At 34.5% G+C, this 23726-nt stretch carries 27 protein-coding genes; 8 read left to right on the top strand and 19 right to left on the bottom strand.

Annotated features, from left to right (window positions below):
- Position 1: 1 nt before the first annotated feature.
- Positions 2-430 carry a GNAT family N-acetyltransferase gene (locus tag V4538_09140; GenBank protein ID MES2381194.1) on the bottom strand — a complete coding sequence of 143 codons (429 nt, stop codon included), beginning with the start codon at positions 428-430 and terminating at the stop codon, positions 2-4.
- Positions 427-858: a type II 3-dehydroquinate dehydratase gene (gene aroQ / locus V4538_09135; protein MES2381193.1), complete on the bottom strand. Its 432-nt coding sequence runs from the start codon at positions 856-858 to the stop codon at positions 427-429. Before aroQ ends, V4538_09140 begins: the two co-directional genes overlap by 4 nt.
- Positions 859-966: 108 nt before the next feature.
- Between aroQ and V4538_09130 the strand changes: the two genes are divergently transcribed.
- The 4 genes from V4538_09130 to V4538_09115 all read left to right on the top strand — a co-directional run bounded on the left by V4538_09130 (position 967) and on the right by V4538_09115 (position 4772).
- Positions 967-1659, top strand: coding sequence for a T9SS type A sorting domain-containing protein (locus V4538_09130; GenBank protein ID MES2381192.1), 693 nt, complete (start codon positions 967-969; stop codon positions 1657-1659).
- A gap of 126 nt (positions 1660-1785) precedes the next feature.
- Entirely contained in the window at positions 1786-2562 is a 777-nt protein-coding gene (locus tag V4538_09125; protein ID MES2381191.1) for a DUF2520 domain-containing protein, read from the top strand.
- Complete coding sequence (locus V4538_09120) at positions 2555-3811, top strand: asparagine synthetase B (GenBank protein ID MES2381190.1); 1257 nt, start codon at positions 2555-2557, stop codon at positions 3809-3811. Before V4538_09125 ends, V4538_09120 begins: the two co-directional genes overlap by 8 nt.
- A 334-nt stretch (positions 3812-4145) precedes the next feature.
- Positions 4146-4772 (top strand): PKD domain-containing protein, encoded by a 627-nt coding sequence (locus tag V4538_09115; GenBank protein ID MES2381189.1) that lies wholly within the window; start codon positions 4146-4148, stop codon positions 4770-4772.
- A gap of 81 nt (positions 4773-4853) precedes the next feature.
- On the opposite strand, the gene V4538_09110 is transcribed toward V4538_09115, so the two are convergent.
- Positions 4854-5918, bottom strand: coding sequence for a branched-chain amino acid aminotransferase (locus tag V4538_09110; GenBank protein MES2381188.1), 1065 nt, complete (start codon positions 5916-5918; stop codon positions 4854-4856).
- An 18-nt stretch (positions 5919-5936) separates the two neighbouring features.
- Between V4538_09110 and V4538_09105 the strand changes: the two genes are divergently transcribed.
- Positions 5937-6407, top strand: coding sequence for a hypothetical protein (locus V4538_09105; GenBank protein MES2381187.1), 471 nt, complete (start codon positions 5937-5939; stop codon positions 6405-6407).
- Positions 6407-7003: an RdgB/HAM1 family non-canonical purine NTP pyrophosphatase gene (gene rdgB / locus V4538_09100; GenBank protein ID MES2381186.1), complete on the top strand. Its 597-nt coding sequence runs from the start codon at positions 6407-6409 to the stop codon at positions 7001-7003. The genes V4538_09105 and rdgB overlap by 1 nt, the downstream gene beginning before the upstream one ends.
- Positions 7004-7008: 5 nt before the next feature.
- On the opposite strand, the gene V4538_09095 is transcribed toward rdgB, so the two are convergent.
- Entirely contained in the window at positions 7009-7353 is a 345-nt protein-coding gene (locus tag V4538_09095; protein ID MES2381185.1) for a DUF4296 domain-containing protein, read from the bottom strand.
- Position 7354: 1 nt separating this feature from the next.
- Here V4538_09095 and V4538_09090 point away from each other — a divergent pair, with 1 nt between their 5' ends.
- Both V4538_09090 and V4538_09085 read left to right on the top strand, forming a co-directional pair.
- Positions 7355-8017: a YggS family pyridoxal phosphate-dependent enzyme gene (locus V4538_09090; protein ID MES2381184.1), complete on the top strand. Its 663-nt coding sequence runs from the start codon at positions 7355-7357 to the stop codon at positions 8015-8017.
- 11 nt (positions 8018-8028) lie between these two features.
- Positions 8029-9687 carry a DUF4080 domain-containing protein gene (locus tag V4538_09085; protein MES2381183.1) on the top strand — a complete coding sequence of 553 codons (1659 nt, stop codon included), beginning with the start codon at positions 8029-8031 and terminating at the stop codon, positions 9685-9687.
- A 112-nt stretch (positions 9688-9799) separates the two neighbouring features.
- Here V4538_09085 and V4538_09080 read toward each other — a convergent pair whose 3' ends face one another.
- The 15 genes from V4538_09080 to V4538_09010 form a co-directional block, all read right to left on the bottom strand.
- Positions 9800-10279: a hypothetical protein gene (locus tag V4538_09080; GenBank protein ID MES2381182.1), complete on the bottom strand. Its 480-nt coding sequence runs from the start codon at positions 10277-10279 to the stop codon at positions 9800-9802.
- A gap of 41 nt (positions 10280-10320) precedes the next feature.
- The gene (locus tag V4538_09075) at positions 10321-10962 is read right to left on the bottom strand and encodes a hypothetical protein (GenBank protein ID MES2381181.1); all 642 of its coding nucleotides are present in this window, start codon (positions 10960-10962) and stop codon (positions 10321-10323) included.
- 56 nt (positions 10963-11018) lie between these two features.
- Entirely contained in the window at positions 11019-11249 is a 231-nt protein-coding gene (locus tag V4538_09070; protein ID MES2381180.1) for a hypothetical protein, read from the bottom strand.
- 32 nt (positions 11250-11281) lie between these two features.
- The gene (locus V4538_09065) at positions 11282-12286 is read right to left on the bottom strand and encodes a type II TA system antitoxin MqsA family protein (protein ID MES2381179.1); all 1005 of its coding nucleotides are present in this window, start codon (positions 12284-12286) and stop codon (positions 11282-11284) included.
- Between the two features lie 6 nt (positions 12287-12292).
- On the bottom strand, positions 12293-12640 hold the full coding sequence (locus V4538_09060) for a toxin (protein ID MES2381178.1): 348 nt from the start codon (positions 12638-12640) through the stop codon (positions 12293-12295).
- 548 nt (positions 12641-13188) lie between these two features.
- Positions 13189-15135: a HEAT repeat domain-containing protein gene (locus V4538_09055; GenBank protein MES2381177.1), complete on the bottom strand. Its 1947-nt coding sequence runs from the start codon at positions 15133-15135 to the stop codon at positions 13189-13191.
- A gap of 19 nt (positions 15136-15154) precedes the next feature.
- Positions 15155-15820: a hypothetical protein gene (locus tag V4538_09050; protein MES2381176.1), complete on the bottom strand. Its 666-nt coding sequence runs from the start codon at positions 15818-15820 to the stop codon at positions 15155-15157.
- Between the two features lie 101 nt (positions 15821-15921).
- Entirely contained in the window at positions 15922-16830 is a 909-nt protein-coding gene (locus V4538_09045; protein MES2381175.1) for a hypothetical protein, read from the bottom strand.
- 152 nt (positions 16831-16982) lie between these two features.
- Positions 16983-17570: a hypothetical protein gene (locus V4538_09040; GenBank protein MES2381174.1), complete on the bottom strand. Its 588-nt coding sequence runs from the start codon at positions 17568-17570 to the stop codon at positions 16983-16985.
- Between the two features lies 1 nt (position 17571).
- On the bottom strand, positions 17572-17907 hold the full coding sequence (locus V4538_09035) for a hypothetical protein (protein MES2381173.1): 336 nt from the start codon (positions 17905-17907) through the stop codon (positions 17572-17574).
- A gap of 176 nt (positions 17908-18083) precedes the next feature.
- On the bottom strand, positions 18084-19661 hold the full coding sequence (locus V4538_09030) for a phage tail sheath C-terminal domain-containing protein (protein ID MES2381172.1): 1578 nt from the start codon (positions 19659-19661) through the stop codon (positions 18084-18086).
- A 276-nt stretch (positions 19662-19937) separates the two neighbouring features.
- Positions 19938-20552 carry a hypothetical protein gene (locus V4538_09025; GenBank protein MES2381171.1) on the bottom strand — a complete coding sequence of 205 codons (615 nt, stop codon included), beginning with the start codon at positions 20550-20552 and terminating at the stop codon, positions 19938-19940.
- Positions 20553-20560: 8 nt separating this feature from the next.
- The gene (locus V4538_09020) at positions 20561-21076 is read right to left on the bottom strand and encodes a hypothetical protein (protein MES2381170.1); all 516 of its coding nucleotides are present in this window, start codon (positions 21074-21076) and stop codon (positions 20561-20563) included.
- A gap of 243 nt (positions 21077-21319) precedes the next feature.
- On the bottom strand, positions 21320-23074 hold the full coding sequence (locus V4538_09015; GenBank protein ID MES2381169.1) for an ABC transporter ATP-binding protein: 1755 nt from the start codon (positions 23072-23074) through the stop codon (positions 21320-21322).
- A gap of 66 nt (positions 23075-23140) precedes the next feature.
- On the bottom strand, positions 23141-23698 hold the full coding sequence (locus tag V4538_09010; GenBank protein ID MES2381168.1) for a thioredoxin family protein: 558 nt from the start codon (positions 23696-23698) through the stop codon (positions 23141-23143).
- Positions 23699-23726: the final 28 nt, after the last annotated feature.

The following is a 23726-nucleotide window of genomic DNA, read 5'->3' as shown; positions in this document are numbered from 1 at the left end:
CTTACAGCTTTTTAATGAAATGGTAACCTTTTTTATGGAAACCATTTCGTTCATAAAACTGGTGTGCCTTTTCATTTTCTAAGTAAGCATCGAGCATGGCTACCTGGCAGCCTTCTTTTGTAGCCAATTGTATTACATAATTGCAAAGTTGTTGGCCTATTTGGTAGTTGCGGTATTGTGTGTCAATTACCACGTTGTCCAGCTCCACGTATTTACCTGAATATATTTTGGTATTAATCCAAAAACCACAAACACCTATGGGCACCTCGTTTAAATAAGCAACGGCTTGTTTGTAATTACATTTAATCATGTCCTTTAATAGAATTTCATATTGTGCAGCTGAAACATCAGGACTTAATTGCCTGATTAAGTTAAACTGGTTTAACATGTCAGTAACAGTTGTAATTACTTTTATTTTTACGGGTGTCATTTTTTTAGAAAATAATCAATAGCCAAATCATAACTTTTTAAGCCAAAGCCGGTAATGGTACCTGCGCAGTTTTTACTTAAATACGAAATATGGCGGTATTCTTCCCGGGCAAATACATTGCTTATATGCACTTCCACCGTTTTTAAATTGATGGCAGCTATAGCATCAGCTATGGCTATGGATGTATGTGTATAAGCACCGGCATTAATAATTATTCCGTCATATTTATTATTTCCCGTCCCGGCTTCATGTAATTTATTGATGAGCTCTCCTTCCACATTGCTCTGGTAAAAAAACAATTCAATATCCTTATTATAAACACTTTGTAGTTTATTAAAATAAGTTTCAAAAGTATCGGAACCGTATATTGAAGGCTCCCTAGTGCCCAATAAATTTAAATTTGGGCCATTTATGATGATAAGTTTCAAAGTTTTAAGTTTATTTTTAAGTTTATTTTATTTAATAAAGTTTTAAGTTTATTTTTAAGTTTATTTTATTTAATATTGTGGCAATATTATAGACTTAATGCAATAATTATGAAAAAAATATTTACAATTATATTAGCCTTATCTGCACTTACAAATGTAGTTAATGCTCAAAACTTTACTTTAAACCCTAAAAACATTAAAGCACAGGGTAGCAGTACAAAAAGTGCTATTGATATGAATATTGTAATTAACAATACTTCAATAGATGCTACTGATACTTTTTACCAATACGAAGTACTTGAAGTAAACGTACCTGCCACATGGAAAGTAGTTGTTTGTGATCCGGAAAAATGTATAGATGGAAGCGGTACTGTTGGCTTTAAAAGCGACTTTACTTTAATGAAAAATGTAGCAGGTAGCTTTAAAATTGATTTTGAACCAAACGGTGTTCCCGGAAATGGTAGTGCTAAAGTACTTGTTAGAAGCGTTAAAACGCAATCAGTAGATACTTTTATAGCTGAAGCTAAAGTTTGGAACGTGGCTGTTAAAACTGTTACAGCGCAACAAAATAAAGAATTCAGTTTTTACCCGAATCCTGCTAAAGACGAATTGATTTTAAAATATGCTACCAAAGAAAACATACAGGTAGATATTTACAATATTTTAGGAGTTAAAGTAAAATCGGTTAATATGTCGGGCACTCAAACCAATGTTAACATTGAAGATTTACAAAACGGTATTTACTTTATTCGCTTTAAAGACGATGGTAAAACCGTATCGAAAACATTTACTAAAAACTAATTAAAACTAGTTAATTATATAAAAAAGCTAAACGATAACGTTTAGCTTTTTTTATGCTTATATTTTTATTGTTGTGGTTTTTAAAACTACTTTCGCTTTTACAAGCATTCAATCAAATTCTTTTCAATGATAAATTGCGTAATTATAGGAACCGGAAACATGGCCGAAGCCTTGCTCAAATCAGTTAAAACAACTGATATTGAAATAGTGGGTATTTACGGAAAGTCTATAGCCAAGAGTGAAGCATTAAGCCTTAAATATGCCGTCAATTCTTTTACTGCTTTAAATGAAATTCCTACACATGTTGATTTGTATTTACTATGCGTAAGCGATAATGCCATTGCCGAAGTAGCTACTCAATTAAACATTGGAGCAAGTTTAGCTGTTCACTTTTCGGGTATAAAACAATTGGAGGAGTTGGGTACTGTAAAAAACAAAGCGGTGTTTTGGCCTATAGAAAGTGTAAACAAAAATAGCTTTACCGACTTTACCAATACTCCTGTATGCATTGAAGCCAATACGGATGAAAACTACCGCATTATTGAAGCTTTTGCAGATAGATTATCGAAAAAGGTATTACATAAAAGTTCCATTGAACGTCAGTACTTGCATTTAGCAGCTACCATCAGCAATAATTTCAGTAACCATTTACTGGCACTCACCAAACAAATATTGGATGAACAAAACATTGATTACAAATTACTACAACACTTGGTAAGCAATGGTATTAATAATGCATTTAACTTTGACCCTGCACTTATTCAAACGGGTGCTGCAGTAAGAAACGATACGGAAACCATACATACACACAAAATGCTCCTTCATCAAAATATTGACTTAATTGCCTTGTATGAGTTAATGAGTAAAAGTATATTTGACCTGAAACAAAGGCAACATGCGTAAATTCATTCTAGCAATTTTTATATTTATAAGTACTTCGAGTTTTGCGGGTCGTATTTTAATCCCTATGGATGCGGTTCAAAAAAATCATTTAAAAGCATATGGCATGGCTTTTTGGATTTTAACCAAGGATATAGAAGTAGACTGGTTATTAAATTACAAAGCGGGTAGCTTTATGTTTAGTTACGATGCCGCTTACGAACGCGAATTAAAAATTAGAGGTGTTACTTACGAAGTAATAAGCGAAGCACAGGTAAGCGAAATTTTAATGGAAATAGCCAAACCGGATGTGAATATGGAATTGGTTAAACTGTTTAAAGCACCCAAAATTGCTGTTTACTCGCCTAAAACCAAACAACCCTGGGATGATGCGGTAACAATGGTTTTAACCTATGCTGAAATACCTTACGAAGTTATTTTTGATGATGAAGTACTGGGTGATAAACTGGTTAAATACGATTGGCTCCATTTACACCATGAAGATTTTACAGGACAATACGGAAAGTTTTATGCGCAGTTTGCTAATACTGCCTGGTATCAAGCCGAAGTGAAAGAAAATGAATCGATGGCCAGCAAACACGGATTTAAAAAAGTATCGGAACTAAAGCTAGCGGTGGCTAAAAAAATAAGAGACTTTACCATGGGCGGAGGTTTTTTGTTTGCCATGTGTAGCGCTACCGATACGTATGATATAGCCTTGAGTGCTGACGGAGTAGATATATGCGAACAAATGTTTGATGGTGACCCTGCAGACCAAAATGCCAACAGCAAGCTTGATTTCAGCCAGACTATTGCTTTTAAAGACTATAATTTAATTATGAATCCGTATGAGTATGAATACTCTTATATAGATGCAAATCCGGAAAGCAGACCGGTAAATGAGGACAATGACTTATTTACTTTGTTTGAGTTTTCAGCTAAATCTGACATTGTACCTACCATGTTATGCCAAAACCATACCCCTACCATTAAAGGTTTTATGGGACAAACCACTGCTTTTAGAAAACAGTTTATTAAAAATACGGTATTGATTATGGGCGAGAACAAACAACTGAAAGAGGCCCGTTATATTCATGGCTCTATTGGTAAAGGTACCTGGACTTTTTATGGCGGACACGATCCGGAGGATTACCAACATTTGGTAGGCGAACCCCCTACTGATTTAAATTTGCATCCAAACTCACCGGGCTACCGCTTAATTTTAAATAATATATTGTTTCCAAGCGCTAAGAAAAAGAAACAAAAAACTTAGCAGGTATTTACCTGCTGTAATACCATTTACTCCTCGGTAAAATATTTTACATTTCTATTTAATAGCTTTCCATCCAAAAGTTCTAACCGAACTTATTTCTTGGTTTAATATCTGTTTTGTGGTTTATCAATAACCCAAAAATGCCTTTGTAGTGGCCCTAAATGCTTCCATAAAATTATTTTACCTGTTTGTTACCTTCTTTTTTTAAAGAAAAACAAGGCTCCTTTTTCCCTTCATCTTTCCATTGTAACCGTTTACGTACAATTACCCCTTTTTGCGGTAACTTTTTGAAAACGGGCAGCGTTAAAGGTTCATAATTTTAAAAACAACAATTATGAAAACATTATTCCTTACCGCAGCACTTTTGATTGGCTTATTAGTAAATGCCTCAGCTCAAAACCATAACTTTACTCCTAACAGGAATATGGTAGCTAAAGGTAAAACCACCGTTTATTTTGTAACTGAAAATCCTGAAAAATACGACTGGGTTAGATGGGATTTTGGCGATGGACAAATGGAGTTTTCTATTAACCCTGCACACGTATACGACAGAGTTGGTATATATGATGTAAAAATGATTGTATCGAAAGGACCGAAAGTAGATACCATTTGCAAAAAAGCGTTTGTTACCATATTACCGGCAGGCAGAACTGATATACCGGGAGTTATATATGAAAACACGCTTGATGTAAGCAATGAGCAATACCAGGAAAGCATCACTAAAAAAGCCAACGAGGTTTCGGTGGGTATTGATAACAATGCCATTATGGTTTGCAACAAAACCAATACATACAGCGATGTGGAGATTAGAGATATAAATGGTAATATATTTACTAAAACAACCATTGAAAGCTACGAAGACATTAAAAATATTGATACCAGCAATTTACCAAAAGGTTTGTATTTGGTAGTAATTAACAACAACAATAAAGTAGAAGTTAGTAAAGTATATATAAGATAAGGTTTGGGTTTGGTTAACTAGAAAAGGCTTCTGTACTTGGTACGGAAGCCTTTTTAGTTTATAGCTTGTTTAAATATAAACTTAGTTACATTTAACTATCCAGTTGTATTTATCTTCAATTTTCGAAGTTTGAATTTCGCCTAAGGTTTTGTACAACCAGTTAGATACTTTTCTTTGTGCTGGATCAGGTAATTCAAAACGCTCTTGTTTGTAAGCTATGGTTTCAATTTTAGCAATTAAAGCAGCAGTTCCGGTTCCAAATGCATCGGTTAACTCACCTGCACGGGCAGCAGCAGCTACTTCGTCTATACTAATATGTCTTTCCTCTACCGTATAACCTTCTGCTTTTAATAGCTTAATACAACTATCGCGGGTTACCCCTTTTAATATATTACCGTCTAAAGCGGGAGTAATAACTGTTTTATCGTTTAACACAAAAAACAAATTGGTGGTACCAGACTCTTCTACATATTTATGCTCGCGTCCGTCTGTCCAAATAATCTGGTCAAAACCTTCTTTTTTAGCTTCAATGGTTGGGCGCATGCTTATACCGTAGTTTCCGGCTGCTTTGGCTGAACCTGCCATGCCATCAAAAGCACGGGTATATTTTTCTTCTACTTTTACTTTAATTGGTTTTGGGTAATAGCTGTTAACGGGGCAACAGAATATAATAAATGAGTAATTATTGCTCGGGCGCACACCCACAAAATCATCGGTAGCAAACATAAACGGGCGTAAGTACAAAGCGCTTCCTTCTTTGGTAGGAATCCAATCTCTGTCTAATTTTACCAGTTCGTTTAAGCCACCCATAAAAAGTTCTTCGGGAATGGTAGGCATACCCATTCTTTCTGCTGACAAATTAAAACGTTCAAAATTAGCATCGGGGCGGAATAACTGCGGGTTACCTTTTTCATCTTTAAAAGCTTTCATACCTTCAAAAATGGCTTGGCCATAATGCAGGCTCGATAAAGCAGGTGAAAAACTAATATCTCCGTAAGGAATTATTTCGCCAGTTTGCCACGCACCATTTTCATAATCAACCCTAAACATATGATCGGAGAATATTTTTCCGAACTCTATATTATTAAAATCACAAAGATTGATTCTTGTTTGTGTGTTTTTGTTAATTTTGATGCTTGTTGTCATCTGTAATTTTTTTAAATAATGAATGAACTTATTAAAGTCGAAAACCCATTTATTGAGTTATTATTCGATGAATATTTCGGGGTCAAAGAAAAACAAAATTCAATACAATACAAGTATGAAGGGAATAACCAACAACGCTTTGTTTTATTGGTTGATAAAGCATTAACTGATACGGAATTGAATTTACTGAATAATATCATTCAGGCGGGTTTAAAACTGGAGTTAAGTGAAATGGCATTGGTAAATATTAGCGAGCAACCTGACGGGGCTTCCATCAGTAACCTGATAGTAAACCTGAAACCACTTAAAATGATAGTTTGGGGCTGCAATGAGTGGATGGAAAAGGAAAAATGGAATATGCAACTGCACCAGATAGCCAATATAAGAAGCACGCATTTATTAAAGGCTGATGAGCTAATGGTATATGAAACCAACAAGGAACAAAAATTACAGTTGTGGAACCTGGGTATTAAAAAAATGATTCATTAATGGAACTGATATTTGCATCGCATAACCAAAACAAGGTAAAGGAAATTAATGCCCTGTTGGGTGAGGGTTTTACGGTAAAATCGCTGAGCGATATAGCTTATACGCAAGATATAATAGAAGACGGAGCCACTTTGGAGGCTAATGCTTTGATTAAAGCCCGAACCATATACAAGCATACACAAAAAAACTGTTTTGCAGACGATACGGGGTTATTGGTAACAGCCCTGCAAGGTGCACCCGGTGTATATAGTGCCCGTTACGCAGGCGCACAAAAAAACGACTCTGACAATATGGATTTATTGCTAAAAAATCTGGCTACTGAAACGGACCGCTCGGCCAGGTTTGTAACCATTATAGCCCTTATTATTGAAGGTAAGGAGTTTTTGTTTGAAGGCACTTTACACGGAAACATTATTACCGAAAAAATTGGAAGCAATGGCTTTGGGTACGACCCTGTTTTTATGCCTGTTGACCAAAACAGAACGCTGGCACAAATGGAATTAAGCGAAAAAAATACCATTAGCCACCGGGCAAGGGCTTTTGATAAAATGAAAACCTTTTTGCACCAAAACTACCAAACCAATACTGCCTTATAAGGCAACTATTTAGCCAGTTGCATTTGTGCGCAATTAACCAGCACATCCGCATACACGCTATCCAACAAAACAGGGTTTTCTAAATAATAGTTATAATTATCTTTAAATGCCTTTTCGGTTATATTGTGTTTTTTATAAATAAAATCGTAGTGAGCCAACATGCTTTTATTTAAGGTATCGCCACTTAAAACAAGGGCATTTACTTTGGCTTCGGCCAAATGCACATCGGTTATTATATCGCCCATTTGTTTCCTGTCAAAGAAAGGACTGGGCTTAGTTTCGGTTTGTGCGCAAGCCGATATTGAAATTACTAATGCAATTAGTGCATATTTGTAAAATAATTTTATCATAATGAGTATAGCTGCAAATATTGAGAAAATAAAACAAGAACTAGACCAAAATATTAAATTAATTGCAGTAAGTAAAACCAAACCTGTTGAAACCCTTATGGAAGCCTACCAAGCAGGGCAAAAAATATTTGGCGAAAACAAGGTACAGGAGCTGGTAAGCAAATATGAACAAATGCCAAAGGATATTGAATGGCATATGATAGGCCATTTGCAAAGCAATAAGGTAAAATATATTATTCCGTTTGTAAGCCTTATTCATTCGGTTGATAGCTTAAACCTATTAACGGAAATAGATAAACAAGCAGCTAAACTGAATAAAAAACAAGCAGTTTTGCTACAAGTAAGCATTGCTGACGAAGAAACCAAGTTTGGTTTGGAGGAAGCAGAATTACTCAATATAGTAAAGCAATACGGTGATAATGCTTTTAAAAACATTGATATAACAGGGCTCATGGGTATGGCTACCTTTACGGATGATGAAGTAAAAATAGCCAATGAATTTGCCCATTTAAAAACCATTTTTAACCAATTGCAACAAAACTATTTAAGTACACACCCATCATTTGCCCAACTTTCTATGGGTATGAGCAGCGATTATAAAATAGCCGTAGCCCAAGGCAGCACTATGGTTAGAATTGGCAGTACTATTTTTGGAACACGATAAACACAACACACATGCGCATACTTTTAACTACCCTCAATGCAAAATATATTCATATAAACCTGGCTATACGCCTGCTTTATGAATTGAATAAGGACAAAGAGGGTATAGAGTGGAAAGAGTTTACCATTAAAGAGGACAGGACCGGTATAGCTGATTTTTGCAAGGACTTTGATGTGGTGGCTTTTAGCTGCTATATATGGAATATAACCCCTACTTTGGAGGTAGCGCGTTTAATAAAACAAATAAACCCCAATATAAAAATAATGTTGGGAGGCCCTGAGGTGAGTTACGACTATGCGGATGTAATAGATAAAGCAGAGGTTGATTATATTATTACCGGTGAAGGAGAAACACCTTTTACCGAGTTTTTAAATACCTACCCGCATGTAGAAAAGGTACCTAACCTGGTATATAAAACAGGCGATAAAGTTTGCGAAAACCCAAGCGCGCCTATGTTTGATTTAATAAACTATGCAGGCATAAACCCTTATATAAATGATACACCCCAGGAGCTTTACAACAAAGTATGTTATGTAGAAACCTCGCGCGGATGCCCTTATAAATGTGAGTTTTGCTTAGCCAGCTTGGATAATAAGGTACGCTCCTTACCCATAGCTGATATAAAGGCCAATTTACTGTTCCTGATGAAACACGGCAGGGTTATTAAGTTTTTAGACAGGACCTTCAATGTGAAAAAGGATTTTACCATTGATATGTTTAAGTTTATACTGGAACACCACAGCCCTGAAAATGTGTTTCAGTTTGAAATTACGGCCGATATAGTACACCCGGATATTGTTAAATTTATACAGGAACATGTGCCGGAAGGTTTGTTCCGTTTTGAAATAGGCATACAAACCGTAAACCAACAAGCCAACTTGCAGGTAAGCCGCAAGCAAAACTTTGACAAGACCAGTGCCGTTATTAAAACCTTGGATAATAAGGTAGAAATGCACCTGGACTTAATAGTAGGTTTGCCTTTGGATTATTGGAACGATATAAAATATAGTATAGAAGAGGTATTTAAATTGTTTCCACCAGAGCTGCAACTGGGCTTCTTAAAGTTTTTAAAAGGAACACCCGTAAGGCACAAGCACGAGCAACACGGTTACAAATTTGACCCTAACCCACCCTACCAGATTATAGAAAGCAATTATTTAACGGCTGATGAGCTGCACCAGATAACTATTTTGGAAGAAGCACTGGAAATATACTGGAATAAAAAACGCGCGGTTAATACCTTAAAATACATCAGCCTTAACTATGGTATTTTCGACTTTTTACTGGGCTTGGGTAAACATTTTATAGCCCAAAAAAGCTTTCACAAGCACTCGCTTGACGATATATACGACATACTGAACAGTTATGTAAGCACTGCCTTTGCCGATGATGTAGTATTGAAGCAACTGGTGGCTATTGATTATTATTTATATTTTAAAGTTAAACCTAAAAGCCAGTTTTTAGCAGAGATAGACCGGGCGGAAAAAACCAATATTATTAATCAGTGGCAACTAAACCACCACAAATACCGCTTTATAGCCTTGCCTATTGACTTTGATTTTGACGAATGGAACAATACCTTAACTATTGAAAAAGGCCCGCATACCGTTGTAATACAATATGACGGTAACAACAAAGCCATAGTAGTAGAGCAAGCGGTGGAGGTATAAACATATTCCTATTTACTGTCCGCTCCCGATAGCTATCGGGATGTGCCTCCCGACCAACCGCTATGATATGGTTGGTGAGGACACCAACCATGGACAAAATCGCTAGGTGATTTTATTCTCTTATATAAATTACACTGTCTTTACTTCCAAAGCCATTATCTGTTCCAAATAACAATACCAGTGTATCAGGTATATCATTTATATAGTATGCATAACCAAGGCCTTTATGTTTTTCAATGTCATAATAACATGGACTGCAATCAGGATTATTTTGCTTTATAAAAATATCAACTTTTAAATCACTTGATAATAATGAAAAATAGGGGGCAATGATATGAATACCAGAATTCACTTTAATACTTTTTTGGAAAAGAAAGTTGTGATGTGTTGTCCAGTTCTTTTCGTACCAAATATTCTCCGTTTTCAAAACCAAGCTATCTAACACTATACTATCTTGTATTGGCTTGTAATAACCTAAAAACATGCCATCCCGTTTTGATGCTTCTATTCCGTTTGAGTAATGGATTATGTTATCACCCATAGCATAACCTAGCTTTTTTACTAAATACACTAGGCTAACTATGCCAGCCATAATGCAGCATAGTGTAATAATAATAAAAAGTCTTTTTAGTTTTACTCTTGCCACTTTATTTTATTATCTCTTTTCTTGTCTTTTGATAAATGTATTGATTTTTCTAATAATGCAAAAAACTTAAACCCTACTTCTGATGTTTGATATTTTATATCCATAATATCTAGTTCTAGATTCTTCGTTTCTATTTTATCTAACAAACCATAACCAAAAAGTTTGGGAGCAAGAACATTGTATTTGTATCCAGCATCAAATAAATCATCCTCTGAGTCCACTCCTTTATTAAAATAGGTCGAATATGCATGAAACATTTTCAATAAATTATCTTCTGGTGGTTCGTATCCTGAAAAACGCATTCCAACAGTTTTAATAGGTAGATTTTGACTTGATAGAATTTTGTATAATTCTTTAAACTTATAATTACCCACTTGCTCATCCCAAATTGGATCGTTTTTTTTACTAAAAAATTTAATTAATAGTTTTGTAAAAAAGTATAAACCAATAACTGATAAAAAAGCAAAGACTGGTAATTTGTATGTTAATATAAAAATTATAATGGCCCAAATTGTTGTAAGTACTGGTCGATCTTTTAAATAATCATAGCCAATAGTCAATAATAAGCCAAATATAGCGGTACCAATACCAATAGCCCAAGGCGTATTTATCCATTTTTCTTTTTTCATTAGTTTACTAGGTGTGTTGTTAAGTATAAACTTACAATTTTAGCCGTACAGTTTAGCTAGACTTGACCATCAAAAATATCTTTAATATTTACACCAGATTTATGAGAAATTCTCACAAGAATTTTAAAAATATCAACTTGTGTATTTTTTAATTTAGTTATTTCATCAGTAATATTATTTAATCGATCACCTAATACTATGGTATTGTCAACGGAAGCCTTAGCATCCAATTTAATAGTATCTAAATCATCAATGATATTGGCAAGTTTTTTTTCTAATATATCCATGTTTATAATATTTATTGGGGGTTCTTGTTATTCTAAATTTGGCTTAACTCAAAGGCATATTCATAACTGATTACGCTTTTGTTTTTTTCATTTTGTTTCCAGCCTTCTTCCAAATGGCTGAGTTCAATAATAATATTTGTTTTTATGGGTTTGAATACGGTTGCTACTTTTTCTAAAACGGCTAACTCCGTTTCTGAAAACAAAGCGGCATTAAAGGGTCTGTCTTTCCGTGCTATAAATTGTTCGCCTGTATAACCTTGTGGAAATGGCGTATTTACAATGTCTATTGCATCCTCGTTACATAAATATTCAAATATGCTTTGGAAATTATGAGGCACGGGTCCCATATCTATGGCATTGTATCGCACTCCACTTATAGAGAAACAACTTTGCTTAAACATTAAAAAATCGGCATAAAATAACAGCTTGTTCATTTTGGTTTTGTAAGGCTGCACTTTTTCCGAAAAATACACCACCATTTCGGTAAATTTTTCAAAGTTGGGGTTTCGGTAACCCGAGTAAACATCGGCCAAATGATTACCAAGTAAATACTCTTTTAAATTAAAGCCAAAACTATTTCGTTGTTGCGCTTCTATAATTGCCTGTGCTTTGTGAATATACTTTGCTTTGGTGTTTTCATCCAATCCATCGCACAGCTTTACCATGCTTATAAATTGAGTGGGGTCACCTATTACCTGTATTAACCTTGCATTGGAAACACTGGGCATTTCACCTGCTTCGTACTGGCGGTAACTGTTTACCCCAAACCCCAAAATAGCCGACATTTTTGAAGCGGACAAACCATACTTTTCCCTAATGCTGCTAATTTCATCGGGAAACGGAATATTGAATTTATCGCGGTACTGGTTATATACCTGGTTCATGTTTACCTCATCCAATGCCGTGGTGGTAAATTGCTCTCCGCTATCCTCACATTGGTAATAATGAAAAACAATTTCAAATGTTTCCTTTCTAAAATCCATTGACCGCTTCTCTTTGGTCAAAATCATTTCTTTTCCTGTTATCGGGCTTTTCATATTGTATTATTTTAAAGGATAATTCATGTTATGTTGTGCTAAATGAAAGGAAATACAAATTACACTGCTACCCTTTATACCCATTGTAATTTTAATATATACTTCCTTTGCCTTTACAGTTTTACCAAACACCCACATATCAGCACCTCCGTATAGCTTTTCTTCCAGCGGACCTTCGCTGTAATCTTTACTTTCCAGTGCTTCCAGTATATTTTTGCGTTCAATGGGGCGAAGCTCCAAATCTATCAAAGCTTGTGCATTTTTGCCCCTTTCATCACGAAACACCACATCCCAAAACTTCATTTTTTCTTTAAAGTCTTTTAAAAAGGATGTTACTTGGGCTTCTGTACTCATAAGCTAATTTTGTATAACAAAAATAAACACAATCTGATTAATTGCAACTATAAAGTTTAATTATATTGCAAATTAGCAAATAAAAACACTATAAAGTTTAGTATTAACTGTTTTTAAGAAAAAACATAGATATGTAGTAAGTCCTATGTAGCCATTTAAGAAAATTTATGAGCATAAAGGAACTCCTTTATAGACATTTCAGAAAAATTATTGGTATAAAGGACCTTCTTTATTGCCATTTTAGAAAATTTATGGGTACAAAGGAACTTACATATACCATAGGAAGCAAGTGACCAGTGCATCGGTAAACTTATATATAGCTCGGGAAGCTGCTTCCCAGGCATAATCAAACTTACATATACACCGGGAAGCAGGTGACCGAGGCATTTATAAACTTATATATAGCTTGGGAAGGGGAATTTGTGGCTATAAAGGAATTTTATTACACCTTGGGAAGGTGAATTGATTACCAGAATAAAACTATTGCAAGCACTAATAATATTAAAATAAGTATTGCTATAAAATTAACACTTTATAAATTAGCCTTTTTATTGTCCAATATTGGTTTTGGCTTTTAATAAATATTTATCCAATTTTTCCTTTTCATGGGTAGTCTTAGCATAATTATACTTTATTAAATTCTCAATAAACACCACGTCTGTTTTGTCAGCAGAAACCGAAATATATTCAAGAAAATCATTCATAAAACTATCTCCAAATCTTTCAAAATTTATGGCGCCATCCGTACCTGTATAATTACCTGCTGACCACACTAAATGCTGTTTGTTAATTTGGGTATTACTGAATATTATTTGATTTAATGTATCAAGTTTGTTTTTCCCCCACATATCAAACCCTTCTGGTTTATCAATTTTATATTTAACAGAGTAATTTACTTGTTTAAAATTACTATCTATTAATGCTACAGCAGTAACTTTAACATTAGGTTCTAAAGGCTTCAAAACGTACTCGACAATTTTTGCTAAAGAATCTTCTATTTCATATTTCCGTTGAAAATATTTTGGATTCATTTTAAAATATGAATTGAATCCGTAATAATCAAACATATAATCATATACAACATCTTTAGGTTTATGAATTCCTAACTCAGTGAAACTTAAAATGTACTCATTTACCCATTTCTTTTTTGTATCAATAGATTCGTTATTTGTATTGGGCATTTTCATTAAGTCTAAAAAATCTGAAGACAAAAATTCTTTTACTGAATCTGTTTTAAAATGTGCTAAACCGAAATTCTTTGATATTGTACATTCTTGTGTTGGCAGTATAGTCCTATTATGTTTTTTTACAAAGTTCATTAATGAAGGAATACATTCTGTTAGACTATCATCACGAATAATGAAACATAGTTGAAGTACCATTTCATAATCTAAGTTGTCTAAATGTTTATTGATATAGCTTGCATAAGTCCTTGTTCCTAGTTTTCTCAATGTTTGTACTATAAGTTCAAATTCATTATCGTCTTTGGTATCAAGTAATGTGAGCAATTCAGGAATAGCTGGCTTATAATTTATGTTGCCAAGTGTTTTTATAATTTGAGATTTGCCTCCGTCAATATGATTCATTACGGGATCCATAATATTTTTAGGTCCGGAGTTATATGGATTAGCATCTTTAAGCTGCTTTAATAAAACAGCTCCCACTTCATTTGGAAATCCGTTTGAAAGTTGCCGCACGGCTTCACCTTGAACTAAGCTATGTTTATCTTTAATTAAAACTAATAAAATTTGTTTTGATTTTTCGCTATTCATGTTTCCCATCAACTGCGCTAATGCATACTTAGTAGAAGGATCTTTAACTTTTGCATATTTGTCAAATGCATTATCATACTGATTATACTTTAAAAGAGATAGCATCATTAAGTCTTGTGAACTAGATTCACTTTCTTTCCCCTTCTTTATTTTATTCAAAAGTTCTTTTGATAAATTATTTTTCATTGTGCTGTCGTTGTAAGCTTTCAAAAAAAATTCAAATACTTGCAATGAATAAAAGTTCTGTTTACTATAAAATGTTGTTTGAATTAAATCGTATTGAACTTTGTTGTTATTCACTTTTAAGTCACCAGAAGTTGGAGTACATACATAAAATGCTCTTTTGTTTTTTAATGATTCTATATAGTCTTTAAGTTCAGTTTTTTTTAACAATTCATTATTCCAATATTCAATTCTTTGTTCAGTAAGTTCAGAGAGATTTAAAAAAACTAAATATTGATCTCCTACTTTCATTTTATCAATTGGTCCATAATGATTGCTAAAACCAGAAACCCAAATTTCATCTCCTACTTTAAGCTGCCCTTTGTAAATACTAGTAATTTTAGCACTTGCTCTAAAGTCTCCGTTTGAGGTGTATTGAATTAATGCAATCATATCAGAACTATCCAACATTCTTTTCCAAGAGGGGTCAATCCAAGAATCAGCCTTTAACTGAGTAAAAAATGTCGAACAAATTATTGTAAATATTAACAGTCTTGTCATTAGCATTTATTTTTAGGTTTTATATAACAGGTTGTCTATCCAAGTCAGAATATGGATAATGCCCAGCTTGTTTCAGTTTATCAAATAATTTTATACTCCCATTTGCTCTTGCATATTCCATTTCGCTTCTGAACACTTCAATGCATAATAGCAAATGATGTTCTCTTTCTCCAACCTTAAATATTTTATTGTCTGGTTTATACAAATCAAAAACCAAGCATATATTTTCTTGGTTGTCACCATTAGGTACTTCACAAGTTTCATTTGGACTTAATACTGCTTCTCGCGAATAAAATCCAATTGTAGTAAAAAATCCACAAATCTTTCGTTCAATTAAGTTAAAAGGAGTTTGTTTATCTTCACCAGTATTATAATCATGTTTTGTAAATGCAACAAGTTCATAAGTTCCAAGTCTATTTGGTAATGGTCCTGTTCCGTCTGGTTCCAAAAGCTCCATTGTTGCAAAGCCCGTCCCTTTAATATGATTCGAAAAATAATACATATCAACAGCCCCACCAACAGCAAATGATATGATAGCGTGTCCAACCAAGTCGTTCATTTTGCCCAGAATACTTTCAAGTCCTTGCGATTTTAGTTCATAATCTATTTCATATTCTTGTTGGGTAAATTCTTTTGCTTTTTGCTTACTAATATGACTAAATAGGTTCTTAAAAAACTTCCACATATCTATTTTATAATTGTTATATATTGTTATTGAAAATTAAACAGAGCTGATTGCTTCATTAAATAAATCCGAACATCTTTCGTCCCGTTTGTAGATACTTGCTAATAGGTTTTACTCATTGTAAATATTACCGTTCGGCCACCGCACCAATAAGGCTCTCGTTTTATTATGACTAATGTATTCTGCTTGTCAGGAGAAATGTATTTACACACATAATTTTTACATTTATTGGTTGTAAGCATCTTCTTGTTTTTTAAAAGTAATTGTTTGACAAGATTATTTATGTCTTTAAAGTTCGAAACAGTTAAAACCTTTTCTAATTCTATGTCACAGGTTGTGTTAACATGTTTTATAGGAAATATATCTTCAATCCCATCTTCTTCCTCACTAATTAATTTATTGTTTGTATCGTATTTGTATTCACTAACTATAGGAGTTGGATCATTTAATTTACTTTCTAAAATCCTTTTTATCATCAAACTCTTCTGACTGTATTCTTCCAAAACTCTAAATTGAAATCTTTTACAGCCATAAAAATCATTAATAAAAACAGTTTGTATCGCTATTTTACCCTTGCTAATAATACTATCAGTATATTCATAAGTCCATTCAAAAGTCTTATTATTATTCATAACATCTGTCATTGCGCTATAAATTATTCTACTCAAGCTATCAACCTTTGTTTCATGAACCGTTTTTAAGTTTTCGCCTATAAAATGTTTTTCAATACTATCCTCTCCATTGGTTTTAAGATATTGTATTCTAACATTGGGTTGTGAATCCATTATGGAGTAATGTGTTTCTTTAATAATTGTTTTTGTTGGGTTAATAAATTCTACCGTACTATCCATAAAATACAAGCTAATACTGTCCTTGTATTGATATGCGAAATTGTATGTTTTATTCATGCTTCCAACATTAACAATCTTACCTTCTACTAAAAAATTTGCTTGCCCAAACAAATGAGTTGTGAAAAAATAGAGCATAACTATAATTATAAATTGCTTCATTGATTGTCTCTATTAATTCTTGTTTAAAATATTAGCTTAAATATATACCTCAAAATGCGCAGTGTTTTTCATTCCATTAGCAAAATACATTTCTTTTATCATGATGCAAAAATGAGACGTTGCATGCAACGTCTCTACGCTATTGTAATTGGTTAGTTTTTCTGTTTAATTATTTCTTGTATTTCGTGAAAGTTTATATTCTCTATACGGTTGCTAAATTTCCATACAGGTTGCCACAATCTGGTTAAAGTATTTAAGCTGGCATTGGGAATGTGGTTAACCAATTTTGTTATTTCGACATCAACCAGCGTTTTGTTTTTTTTATACATAGCTTTAGGCATAGCTATAACAAAACCCTCTTTTACTGTTTGCGCATTGGAGTAATTATACAGCTTAATAAATATATCCGGTGGTATGTTTTCTTTGGAAACTTTATTCCAATCCGGAGCCCAAACCTCGGTACTAAAAAAGTTAAGTATTTTATCTTCCGAAGCTATGTTCCTATATTTTGTAGTCCATTTAATATTATTGTCTTCGTTCCATGGCATGCGACCAAAGCCAAGCCAGCTATTCTCTTGTTCATAACTTTGGAAAGAACGAATAAACGCTTCCTCTTTAGTTATATTAACAAGCTTATTAATAGCGGGCATGAGCAGGTTCCATTTATCCCATAAGTATAGGTTTGCTTCTGTTGGCGTATTAATAACCCATAACCGATATCTCCTATAAGTCCATTTCATATTATTTTTCACCTTCCTGTTTCCAAATAAAATAGGCCATAAAAATGGATATAGCTGTTACCGCTAAGCTTGTTACCAGTACCAATAAGCTGTTTAGGTTTATTATTTGAGCCAAGCCTGCGGTTATGCCGTTAATGGCTATCAATAGTGCCATGGATATTTCGGCACTCTGATATACTTTGTTTTTGATAAGCCTGTGGTATAGAAAAAAAACGGCACTTATTAAAGCCACCACATTCCATATATAAATGCTTTCGTTTTGTATTTTTTGTACAATAATGACTACCTGCAAAAGCAAAATAAACGCCCAGTAGTAATAGCTCAATCTTTTCATCATTATTAGTATTGTTGAATTGTTAAAACATTGCTTCAGCAAAATACCATTCTTTTTTAATCTTGCAAAAAAAGTAAGACGTTGCATGCAACGTCTCTACGTTACTGTCTGTGATTGGTGAGGACACCAACCACGGACAAAAACCGTATAAGCTTACGAACAAATAGTTTCATGGCTCTTTAACTGGTCTGCATCTGTTGCTGAAAGGTTATTACTATAAACTCAGCCGGACGCACTACGGCTACTTTTATACTAACAATCATTATACCATTTAATATATCATCTGCCGTCATGGTAGTTCCTAAGCCGCACTCCACTGAAAAAGCATCAGAAGCCGAAGCGCCCATTAAACCTCCTTCTTTCCAGATGGTGGTCAGGAAGCTGCTAATCATAGCTTTTACACTTGCCCATGTATTAGCAGTATTGGGCTCAAACACATAAGCCCTTGCTGCCAGCTTACACGATTGCTCTAAAAAAGTCATGGTTCGCCTTACCGGAAGGTATTTCCAGTCCAAACTATTGCCATCTAAAGTGCGTGCGCCCCATACTAAAATACCCTGCCCGTTAAAAAAGCGAATGGCATTGATTGATTTACCCGACACAGGATCCATGTTTAAATTACCCTGCTGGCTTTCTGACAACCTGATGGGTAATGAGGCAGCTCCAACAATAGAGGTATTGGCAGGTGCCTGCCAAACACCATCCTGGTTATCAATGGTAGTTATAACCCCGGCCATAGCACCGCTTGGTGGTAATATATTGGCATCGGTTAATACATGCTTTATTATTAAGCCATATGTTTTACTGGCTACCAGTAAAGCATTATTGTTTTGGGTAACGGTTAAGGTGGAAGCGGGGTTATTAATAGTAGCAAAAATACTTGCCACAGCCAGGTTAGGATTATCTGCCGGATTTAGTAAAGCTGCAAGCTGCGCGGTATCGCCACCAAATAAATTGGTATAGTCAATATCCGAATTTTGCATAATGGTAGTGCCTACAAATGGGTAATAAGCCGCACCATAATCTAAACCTGTTGTACCTGTATTGTTTCTAAAGGTAGTAATATCGTTGGTGTACATAATAGGGTCAGGATTGCGGCCACCTATAATATCAAAAACAGCAACAGCCGTTTGCATTTCGGTACACTGCAATAACATTTGCTGCATCAGTGTTCCATTGTTGTCAATGGAAAGCAATGTAGCATCTGGACAAATATACATAGTGGGTTCCTGCTCATTGCGCAGCAATGCCAATCCATTCATTAAATCAGTTAACTGCACATTGGGGTTTACTATATGTTGCTCCCCGGCAGGCATCGGATTTTTAGACGGTGGACCATAAGAGCCTACAGAAACTATATAGGCATCGGCTCCCCCATTCTGGTAAAATAACTGAATGCTATTGTACATATAATAAATGGTATTGGGGTCGGGCAATATGGAATAATAAGCATTGTCAATTAACATATAATCGCCAGTGGTTGGTTGGCTTTTTTGCTTTACCAGATAATACTCAGGACTGTATTGCTTGGTAGGAGCCGCAGGTGGCGGTGCATCTGGCAAACAATAAATGGCCTGGAACTCGGCAAACGAAGTTATTTTTTGAGCTACGTTGGTGTATGATTTACCCTCGTACATAGCCATTGGTGTATAACCAATAAAGGCAGGTACGGCAGTTGCCACGGGCACTACAGAATTAGGAAAAGCGTTAATTTCCTGTATATACACACCCGGTGTTTTTATATTTGATATATCCATATATTATTTACCATTTTATGGCTTGTAATATAAATGAATTATGCAAATGTGTGTATGGTACGTAGAGACGTTGCATGGAACGTCTTTAAACAAACAATGCAGGCGAGGACGCCTGCATTGGCTAAATGCAATATATCTGCAGTCCGCTCCCGATAGCTATCGGGATGTGTCTCCCGACCAACCGCTAAATGTGTAGAATAAGTATAAGGTTGATGAGGACACCAACCTTGGGCAGCGTAATGCGTATTATTTATCAAGACGTTGTATGCAACGTCTCTACATCGCTGTATCCTGCTCATGAAAGCCTGTCCATTGATATGGTATGCCCGTTTTTTCAGCTATAAATTTAGCCAGTTTACTTCCTATAGTATATACATCTGCATCTATTTCCGCATCAGATATTCTTACTATTTGTGTTGGGTTAATATACACGAGGCTTTCTATTTTATCGTCTTTTGTTTGTACTTCTACTTTACAAAACACCCTCCTTTGCAAATACTTGCCCGTTTTAATATTATCAACTTGTCCGTTCAGTTGTATACATTTAATAGTTTCGAATGGCAGGGAGCGAGATTTGCCCCAAAAATAATTGGCTATTAACAGGTCCGCATCTTTATCAATGGTAATAACAGCACCTGTTTTTTGAAAAAGTTTTTCTATACCATCGGTTAATTTTAAAAAAGCAACAAAGCCAAATGAACCAAGGGGTAACAGTAAAATCCAATCAAACTTTTCAAACATCATAGAAGCTATAAAAACAACACCAACAACACAGCCTAAACCAATAGCCAGTGCTATAATCGTATCTATCCAGTCTTTTAAACTTCGGGTATAATCAATAACAAGAACATTGCCTGTTTGGTGTATGGTAAAATTACCTATGTTCTTCATGTATGGTATTAACTCTCCAGCTTTTTCAATAAATTATTTAACTCCACATAAGGAACAGTTTCATCTGTTTCTCCTTTTATTTTATGGTCTAATCTTTTGTTTACTGCCTTTATGCTTTCCAATTTGTTGCGTTCTAAAATAGCATATACCAATTGTCGGCTTGGAAAATCAGTCGGGTCGTAATACATCCATACATTGATTAAAATAATTAAGTCTTTTTGGTTGGTAACCACACCCAACGACTCTAAACTTTTACGCATTAAATCTTTGTTGGCTTTTGAGTCGGTGGTCTCCTTATACTTTACATATCCATCAAAAACAGTTTTTATATTTTTAATGATTTGCTCATAACCGGTATCTGCAGGTGCAAATGCTTTTTCGGTGGCAATAGTTAAGTTGTTATTTGTTGGCTGTACCGGGCTTAGTTTGCCGGTAAACACTCCGTATGCCATACCTGTAATAGGTATAATTATACATAAGCATACAATGAGTTTAGTAATGGTTGGGGTAAAACATTCTTTCATATTACATTGATTATCTTACTTCAATGATATAAAAAATATTTAAAAATACTATAAGGTTGGCATGTAGAGACGTTGCATGCAACGTCTTTAAACAAACGAAACAATGCAGGCGAGGATGCCTGCATTGGCAAAAATGCTATCAAAGGTTGGTTACCTCACCAACCACCCACAAAATAAAAAAGGCCGATGAATAACATCGGCCTTTTAATTTATTATGAAGACGTTGCGTGCAACGTCTCTACATTATGCTGTAATCTTTTTGCGTTCGCCAATTTGCTGACGCCACATAGCATAATACAATCCTTTTTCCTGCAACAACTCTTCGTGTTTACCTGTTTCTATTATCTCGCCTTTTTCCAATACAAATATTTTATCGGCATGCATAATGGTTGATAAACGATGGGCTATTAACACCGTTATATGTTCTTTCCTGTTACCTATTTGTTGTATCGTATTCGATATTTCTTCTTCGGTAATAGAATCTAGAGCAGAAGTTGCTTCATCAAATACCATTAACTTAGGATTACGCAATAAAGCACGTGCTATTGATAAACGTTGTTTTTCACCACCACTTAATTTCATTCCTCCTTCACCTATCACTGTTTGCAAGCCATGTTCGCTTCTTGCCAATAAACCAGCGCAGCTTGATTTTTCCAATACATCATTAATTTCAGCATCGGTAGCATCAGGTTTTACAAACAACAAGTTTTCTTTAATAGTACCACTAAACAATTGAGTATCCTGCGTTACAAAACCCAATTGGGTTCTTAACTCATCCATGTCTATTTCATCGTAACGGATATCATTATACAATACCTTACCATGCAAAGGTTGGTATAAACCAACCAACAGCTTAACCAAAGTACTTTTACCACTACCACTCGGCCCTACAAAGGCAATTGTCTCACCTGTATTTACCGTAAAGTTTATATTGTTAAGCGCATTGTAATTGGCAGTATTGTGTTTAAAAACCACATCTTCAAAATGCAGCTTTTCAATTTTGTTTAATGGTTTAGGATTAGCTGGTTTCACTTCAACAGGCATATTCAATATGTTTTGAAAATTAATTAACGATGCTTCCGCTTCTCTGTAACTTAAAATAACATTACCTATTTCCTGTAAAGGTCCAAAAATAAAGAATGAATAAAACTGTAAAGTTATAATTTGCCCAACCGTTAACTCACCTTTAAATATTAAGTACAATAAGAAAAACAATATACTCTGACGTAACAAATTAACCAAAGTACCTTGCACAAACGATATACTGCGTATGCTGCGTACTTTCTTTAATTCCAACAATAAAATTTTCTGTGTAGTTACGTTTAATCTATTCGTTTCCTGGTTGGTTAATCCCAAACTTTTAACCAGCTCAATATTGCGTAAGCTTTCGGTAGTTGAGCCTGCTAATTGTTTTGTTTCAGCTACAATAGCCGTTTGTACTTTCTTTATTTTTTTCGATAAAAAATTAATCAGCGTAGTTAACAAAACACTGGCTACCAAATAAACCAATATTAAACCTGCGTGTATTTGTACCGCATATATAATTACAAATACAATACCCACTAATGAGAAAAATAATATATTGATAAAGTTGGAAATAAATTTCTCTGTATCCGTTCTTACCTTTTGTAAAATATTTAAAGTTTCGCCACTTCTTTGGTCTTCAAACTCGCTGAACGAAACCTGCAAAGTATGTTTCAATCCATCCGTGTATATATCGGCACCAAATTTTTGAATAACCAAACTCACAAAATAATCTTGAAAAGCTTTGGCTATTCTACTAACCATGGCTACACCAATAGAAGCTAATATTAATAAGCCCGCGCCTTTTATAAATTCGCTGCCCGAGTAGTCAGCAGGTCTGGTAGCAAACCTGTCAATTAACTTACCATAAATCATTGGGTCAAGCAATGAGAATACCTGGTTTACAATAGCCAGTAACAGGGCTATAAATACTAATTTTTTATATCGTCCTAAGTAGTTTAATAATAATTTCATGTAGTAATATTTATTTTTACAAAATAAAAATGGCTGCAATAATACAGCCATTATATATTTTATTTACTATGCCCTGAATTGAGCCAATAACTCTTTTTGTGTTTGTTCCGTTTTATCCTTGGTATACCATAAATGCAATTCCGTTTTAATATCATCCATGGGTTTACCTAGTGCTTTTAATTCATTCATTAAATCTTGTACAGCTTTCGGTCGTGGGCCCCAGTTCCATAATACATCGTGGTTAGCGTTGTAACAAATTAATTTAGGTATGCCCCTGCTCCCATTGGTTAAGTATTGATCCATTAACTCTAGGTTTTCATCACGCAGTAATATATCCATGCTTATTTTACCATTCGAGGCCTCCACAATCTTATTCATAACCGGAACTATTTGTGCGGCATCGCCACACCAGGCTTCTGCTAAAACTGTCCATTGAAGCGGTTCTGTAATACTATCAAAAATTGCGTTCCATTCATCCAGCAAAACGGTAGTTTTATCCAACCTTTTCATGCGTTGAATATTCAGTTCAGTATAGTGTGTTAAATCTGTTGATTGATTAGGCCCTGTTGTTTTTCCCTCTGCCATTAACTCGTCCGTTAAGGCTCTATATTCATTGTATGTCATTTAAACTATTCCTTTTGTTAAGTGATTT

This window comes from Bacteroidota bacterium (assembly GCA_040388375.1).
GTDB lineage: Bacteria > Bacteroidota > Bacteroidia > UKL13-3 > UKL13-3 > JAAFJM01.
Note: the sequence above shows the minus strand (reverse complement) of the source record. Positions and strands in the feature narration are given on the sequence as shown.